Origin of the sequence: uncultured Brachyspira sp. (assembly GCF_910588665.1) — a bacterium.
Lineage (GTDB): Bacteria > Spirochaetota > Brachyspiria > Brachyspirales > Brachyspiraceae > Brachyspira.
The window spans coordinates 1-6,691 of record NZ_CAJUPR010000023.1; the positions used below are offsets into that span (position 1 = coordinate 1).

General features: G+C 26.8%; 5 protein-coding genes. 2 read left to right on the forward strand and 3 right to left on the reverse strand.

What is annotated here, in order from left to right; translation table 11 throughout:
• Both QZ306_RS10255 and QZ306_RS10260 read left to right on the forward strand, forming a co-directional pair.
• The coding region (locus tag QZ306_RS10255; RefSeq protein ID WP_295163583.1) for a hypothetical protein at positions 1 to 478 on the forward strand (478 nt) is incomplete at its 5' end.
• Positions 479 to 501: 23 nt separating this feature from the next.
• On the forward strand, positions 502 to 2,808 hold the full coding sequence (locus QZ306_RS10260) for a hypothetical protein (protein ID WP_295163585.1): 2,307 nt from the start codon (positions 502 to 504) through the stop codon (positions 2,806 to 2,808).
• Between the two features lie 153 nt (positions 2,809 to 2,961).
• Here QZ306_RS10260 and QZ306_RS10265 read toward each other — a convergent pair whose 3' ends face one another.
• The 3 genes from QZ306_RS10265 to QZ306_RS10275 form a co-directional block, all read right to left on the reverse strand.
• The gene (locus QZ306_RS10265; RefSeq protein ID WP_295163587.1) at positions 2,962 to 3,432 is read right to left on the reverse strand and encodes a hypothetical protein; all 471 of its coding nucleotides are present in this window, start codon (positions 3,430 to 3,432) and stop codon (positions 2,962 to 2,964) included.
• A 787-nt stretch (positions 3,433 to 4,219) separates the two neighbouring features.
• Positions 4,220 to 4,375: a hypothetical protein gene (locus QZ306_RS10270; RefSeq protein ID WP_295163588.1), complete on the reverse strand. Its 156-nt coding sequence runs from the start codon at positions 4,373 to 4,375 to the stop codon at positions 4,220 to 4,222.
• A 449-nt stretch (positions 4,376 to 4,824) separates the two neighbouring features.
• Positions 4,825 to 5,517, reverse strand: a complete 693-nt coding sequence (locus QZ306_RS10275; RefSeq protein WP_295163589.1) for a hypothetical protein — start codon at positions 5,515 to 5,517, stop codon at positions 4,825 to 4,827.
• Positions 5,518 to 6,691 lie beyond the last annotated feature (1,174 nt).

Consider the following 6,691-nt stretch of genomic DNA (forward strand, 5'->3'; position numbering starts at 1 on the left):
TCCTTTAATATTTAAAGGAGATATATTATATGGTTCTGATTCAAAATCATATCTTGATATAGATTCTTTAAAATATTCTAGAAAAATTACCAAACTCCATTTAGAAATCAATTATAATTTATCACATGATGAATTAGATCAAATTCCGTTAATGATCAATAATCAACCTCCTCCTGTTTTCAATATTGTAGTATTTAAATATTTATATTCCTCATTTTTTCCATCTGAATATTATGATTTTGTTCCTAAGTTTTCACCAGTTAATAAATTTTTACCGTATTATAATAGTAATTTGATATATTTTACTGAAACATTGAATCAATCTGATAAAACTATATTTAATATTCCGGGAGTTTTTAAACTAGAACCAAATGAAACAATTTATATTATTATTTTTCCTTCAAATAACAAAGATTACTTAACACCTTATACTTTTAATGGTTTTGTTAATGTAGTTTATAATTCAAATTTTATTTAATAAACATTATTTCATTTTATTTTATGCGTAAACGTAATAATAACCCTTTAGATAAATCATATTTAAAACAACCAGGTCCAGATCTTGAAATAAATTCTTATCTGATACCTATTTATAGAAATTATTTTATAAGAACTGGAGAGATTTCAGCTAATAAAGATTATAAATTAATTAATGAAGAATTAAATTTTAATCATAATAGAGTACAATTTAATATTGATTCTAAGATTAAGAGTAATTCAGAAATTCACCTTTCTTCTTCATGTATTCCGAATTATATTTTTAATCAAAATGTAAATTTTCCAATTAATGCATCTCAATTTTCGTATGATTTAACATCAAATTCTATAAAATTAAATTTTGGTAATTATAAAATATTTATAACACCTAATACTATTATCAATATCCCTTTTAATGGTGGTTATCCAATTCCAATTCCACCAGCACCTTTACCAGAACCTATCATTAGAACTATTACATTACAATTTTCTTCTTTAATTAAAAATTTTTCATTTTCTTCTGATTTATATATAAAAAAAGGTTCAGTTATACGATTACCATCTTCTGAAAAGGATAAATTATTAGATTTATCAAATCCAGGCAAAAATCCAAAATCTATACCTCCGATTAAATTGGATCTGGATTCATTTCAACAAAAAATCCCACCTGAATATCCAGGAGATGATACGCATTTTCAAGTATATAGATTCAAATCTGATTTATTTAAAAATCTTTCGATAATTAAAAGTATAGATAATTCCACTCCTATTGATTTTGATATGATTTTTTTTTGTGGTGAATTTAAGATACCAAATAATTTTAAAGTAAATCAAAATATGACTCTATCAAAAGGTTCTATTATTTCATTTGAAAATCAACCAGTTCCTCCAGGTCCTGTAAATCCAGAAGTTGTGAATATTTCTTTAGATTTTGAAACTAATTCATATTCTCCTGATAATGATTTTTATATTTCAAAAGATTCAATAATTCAAATTGATCCGAATTTATTAACAGGTATAGAAATTGTAAAACCTGGTTTATCATCAAAACCTTTTAATTTACCTTACATAATTAATTTACAAACAGCCGCAAGTTATGAACCTGATGAAGATGATCCTTATTTAATTCATTATCATTTTCCACAAGCAACTCCAACTCGATCACCTTATTATTTTTATTCAAATTCTATATTATCTTTCATGAGGAATATAACAGCTTCTAAATTTGATATTATTTTAAATGAACAAAATCCAGAATGGATTTGTGATGGTATAATACCAGCTATTGGTTCAAGAATTCGATTTAATCCACCGCCTATTCCGTTTCCGGAACTTTTACAATATGATGTTGATTTTTCAAATCCTTCTTTAACTTGGCAAGAAGATAAAGCAATAGCTCAAAATTCATATGTTCGTATTTCTCCTGATATAATGAAAAATTTACAAATAATCAAAGATATGCCTTTAATGTTTCCACTTTCTGTAATTAATGTTTCTGAATTTGAGAAAGAAGAAGAATATCCGGTTATTATGTATAAAAAAACATATATGTTTACTCAAGATAGGAATAGATTTCTTTGGAAAGATTCACGAATCCAGGTTCTTGTTCAAATTCCTTCAGCTGTTTATAATATTACTTTAACAAAAGATACTCCAGAATGGCATTTTACAGATGAATCTATATTAATTTCTCCGCAGACAACTATAAAAGCTATCTATCCACCAGATCCACTTCCTCCTGCTGCTGAAGTTTTAGAAGTAACCTTATCACCTTATAAATCTGATAAAAATGATATATATAGATTTCCTGCAGATCAAAATGTAGCAAAAGACTCATATTTTCAAATCGATTCTGATTTATGTTTTGATATAATTCAACAATCGAATACTGATATTCCTGTCAATCAAGCTTCTTTTGATGATTCTTGTAGAATTAATTATAGACAAAATCCTGATTATTCTTGGAATGCGTTTTTCACAATTACAAATTATATATTAACAGATGATCAAACTTCTGTTCTTGTTAAACCGAATGTTACATTAAATGCAATAACTACTACTAAAATTCCAGCTTTCAATATTCAATTAAACCAAAAGAATCCTGTTTATACTTTAGAAGCTGGTATGTATGGTCAATCTACATTCTCAATTGCAAATGAATTAATTCCAGAACTTATATGTCCGTCGTTAGATGATAATGAACCATCATATACTCATACTATTAAGCAATCATCCATAATGAATGACGGTAATTCTTTAATTATAGATATACCATTTTCACAATCTGTTCTTTTTCAGAAATATTCAACAATGAGAATAATTATACGTTAATAATTTCTATTGTTTTTTGGCATTTTTAAATAAAAAGATAATTTTTCAAAATTTTCAAAATTTTTACATTACCCCTATGAAATTTAAAATTTTAAAATTTTAAAAAAAAAATAAAAATATAATAATAAAAATAAGAAATTAGTCTTTTAGTAATTAATTATTACTTTCTTCATCTGAATCAGAGATCTCGAAGAAACTTTTCTGTTGTTGTTGCTGCTTTGTTTGTTGTTGTTCTGGTTCATCAGAATCGGAAAAAGTGCCGATATGCTGTACCTTTTCACCGAAAGCTATCCATTGTTGTAGCGATTCCAGAGCATACTGTAGTGTTGTAACTTCATTCCATTCTCCATGGAAGGCTCTTAATGGAATGTTATAGTGTCCTGTCTCACTACTGAGATCCAAGACATCGTCAGCGAGTCGTTCGTGAGTTTTGGCCATGTTCAGTAACGCGTTCATTTTCTTTTCAAGTAATGCACGTTTTAGTCTTCGGTGTTTCTCCTTGCGAGCTTCCATTTCTATTGTCGCTCGTTGAACATAAGGTCTTGTTTGATCTTCGCTTTCACTGGTATCAGTTGATGTACTATTATAATCTACTGGTGGTGGGTTCGATATTGCTGGTCTCATGTAGCCTTTCTGTGCACATCGCTTCCTTCGAGCCATTTGATAAATGAAGAGAATTTCTATAATTATTGAAAAACTAATAAAATAAACTATTGAACTATCGTAATTTTTATAAAAATAATTTATCAAAAAGTTACCGTTGAGTACATTTTCTGAGTATTTAATCGGTAATAATTATTTAAAAGTGAGTTCGATAACTATTTTTTTCGTAACGAACTTTTTTGAAAGAAATTCGTTATGCTTTAATGGCAAGTGATTTGTTAGATGACATTATTATAAATTCCGTTTATAATAATTTCAATTTAAACGTATAATTAATACGTTTAGTAAATCATTTTAATTGATGTCTTCTACAGCTTCTAATGGAATTGTTTCTTTGAAAGAAGGGCTTGAGTCGTATCTCCAATATGTTCATGATCATGGAACAGAGCCCCCTTCTCCACGTAACAATAATGAACCACGGATCACTGAATTTTTGCGCCAGGTTGATCAGCTTACTCGTATTCTGCGCCGATGTTTAGAAGAACTTGAATCATTAGGTTATTCTTGAATAAACAATTACTTTTAATTATTTTTTAAGCGTCTTTTATTTTTAAAAAATCAAAAAAAATCTAAATAATATTTTCACTTTTCTGGATCCGTAGTAATCTTCATCTCCGATGAACTTATGAGAATCGGAGGAGACAAAAACGATGAAAATAGCAGAGGGGAGAGACTCTGCGTTTTATTAAATTTTAAAATTAAATAAAAGAAAAAAAAATAATAAAGAAATTGTTTATATAATAATTAATTATAATTTATTTAAAATTTTTAAAGCTGTATCTTCAAGTAGTTTGTTATTTATTTTTACGATTAATTTTTGAAAAGAATTTCCATATTCATTAATAATCTTCTCATAGAATTCTTTTTTTATCATATTCAATTTAAATTCTGTATCATGTATCATTTGATATTTTTGATCCATATTATCGTTATTAATAGATGTAATAAAGTTTTCGTTAAATATTTCGAGTATGTTAATGTTATCTGACATTTATAAAAGTAATTTTTTAATTTGTATAACCAAACAAAAGTGTTAAGGGTATAAGACAACTAGAAAAAAAAAAAATATTTTTTTCTAATATTACCCTTATACCCTTAACACTGTTTGGGACTACATAGAAAAATTACGGTTAAGTATTGAAAAATTCACCATTATCATTGAATTTTTTGGCCTTTGTTTATCACAAAACCAAATATCCTCTCAATTAATGACCAAATACTGTTTCATTTAACATGTCATGGTTAAAATAATGATCGTCAAAGGTCAAATTAAAAAATAGTCCGAATCGAAAAAACTCTCGGACTATATAGAAAAAGTTAAAATAAAAATAATCAATTGAAAAATTGAACTGTTTATTTAAGAATTGAGACGTCCAATTGTGTTAAGAAGAATAAATCACTTCTTGTAGACACTGAAACTTCAGTAAACCTTCTTTTTATCGGATCATGATCTTCAGGTTCTGGCCAAATTTCAGTAATTGTATAATTACTTGTCACAATGAAAAACCATTTTTGAGGGTTCACTATTATTTGACCATTTTTGATTTCAGCTTGGAACCAGTATGCATCTGCCCATACCTTGACTTTTTCTGGGAAGCTTCTCAAGGAGTTGATACCTGCATCTTCAATAAGTACTACTTTTGTTCTTTTATCGTCGTAGTTATCCCACCATTTGTTTTGTTGCTTGAAACAAATTAGATCTTGTGGGACTTGTTTTCTTGCCCAGTAGCTTTTTCCACATCCAGGGGGACCAGTGATCCAGAAATTTTTGACCTTTAGTGAACCCTCCCATTGTGGGAGTCTATCAGCATGATCCATTTTCCATTTCATACAAAGACCTGGGAATTGAAACGCCATTTGTGTCCATTTTTCAGAGAACTCGATCCAGGACATTGACATTAGATCTTTGAGGGCATTTTTCAGTTCTATTTCTTTATCGAACTTTTTCTGAAAGTCATTAGGGATTTGACCTTGCATCATGAAATGGTCTTTATCAGGCTTATTTTTGTTAATGTAGTCCAATGCCTGTTTTAATGTTCCTTTCATAGGTTCCCAGTCTGGACCTGTCAACCAGTATCGTATCATTGAAATAAAAGTTGGCTAAAAAAACATCAATAATTTTTTATTTAATTCTTCTTTTTTTATTAAATAATTTTTGTATCAATTGATATATATAAATATCTTTTTACATGTAATTTTATTAATTTGGTAATAAAATACAAGCAGTTTTTGAAAAAATTTATTTCTATAAAAGTTAAGAAAAAAATTGAGTATTTCCAAATACAGTATTATTGCATCATTATTTTCAAATATTGAAAGAAAATGCATTATTACATGAATTATCATGAGTCATTTACTTTTAAAATAAATAGAATATGCATCGCGCAAAGTTCGAATAGCTATTCATGTTATTGTTATGGCTGCGGTTCTGAGGACATTCAAAATCGAGCTTTTTGAATGTTATTCGTTATTTTTTTGAGACATATTGAAAATCATCCGTTATAATTTTTTTAATAGAAATCATCAAAAAGATTATATCTTTATAAAACAGGAGTAAAAAGAAAATATTAAGTTGAATATTAATATTTTTCATAAAATTTACATATTTAATAATGATAATTAGTATAAAATATTTAGTTTTAGTTAAATACAATTTCAAAATCGAAAAACAGTAAGACAATTTTCTTATAATTTTGTAATTATTATGTACAAACATATTTTACTTAATTGGGTGATTTATGAAAGTTTTTTGTGTATGGTTCCAGAGATCGGATATATTATTCTAGATTATTCATTATTTTCTTATTCACAAGAAATATCGACATATTACTCTTATTATATGACTAAACATTATGTTAAATATCGCAGATGAGAAGTAAGTATCTTATATTTAGTTAAATACAATTCCAAATTCGAAAAATAGTAAGACAATTTTCTTATAATTTTGTAATTATTGTGTACAAATCCATATTACTTAATTGGGTGATTTATGAAAGCTTTTTGTGTCTGGTTCCAGAGATTGAAAATATTATTCTAGATTATTGGTTATTTTCTTATTCACAAGAAATATTATCATATTTTTCTTATTACATTACTAAATATTATACTAAATATCGCAGATGAGAAGTGAGTATCTTATATTTAGATAAATACAAAGTCATTTTCTAAAAATAGTAAGACAATTTACATAAAAATTTGAATTTAAAATATATATATTTAA

What these genes read in the sequence shown, in the direction of transcription:
- QZ306_RS10275 (WP_295163589.1), bottom strand. Translation starts at nt 5,517, where the DNA reads ATGAAAGGAACATTAAAACAGGCATTGGACTACATTAACAAAAATAAG.
- QZ306_RS10260 (WP_295163585.1), top strand. Translation starts at nt 502, where the DNA reads ATGCGTAAACGTAATAATAACCCTTTAGATAAATCATATTTAAAACAA.
- QZ306_RS10265 (WP_295163587.1), bottom strand. Translation starts at nt 3,432, where the DNA reads ATGAGACCAGCAATATCGAACCCACCACCAGTAGATTATAATAGTACA.
- QZ306_RS10270 (WP_295163588.1), bottom strand. Translation starts at nt 4,375, where the DNA reads ATGATACATGATACAGAATTTAAATTGAATATGATAAAAAAAGAATTC.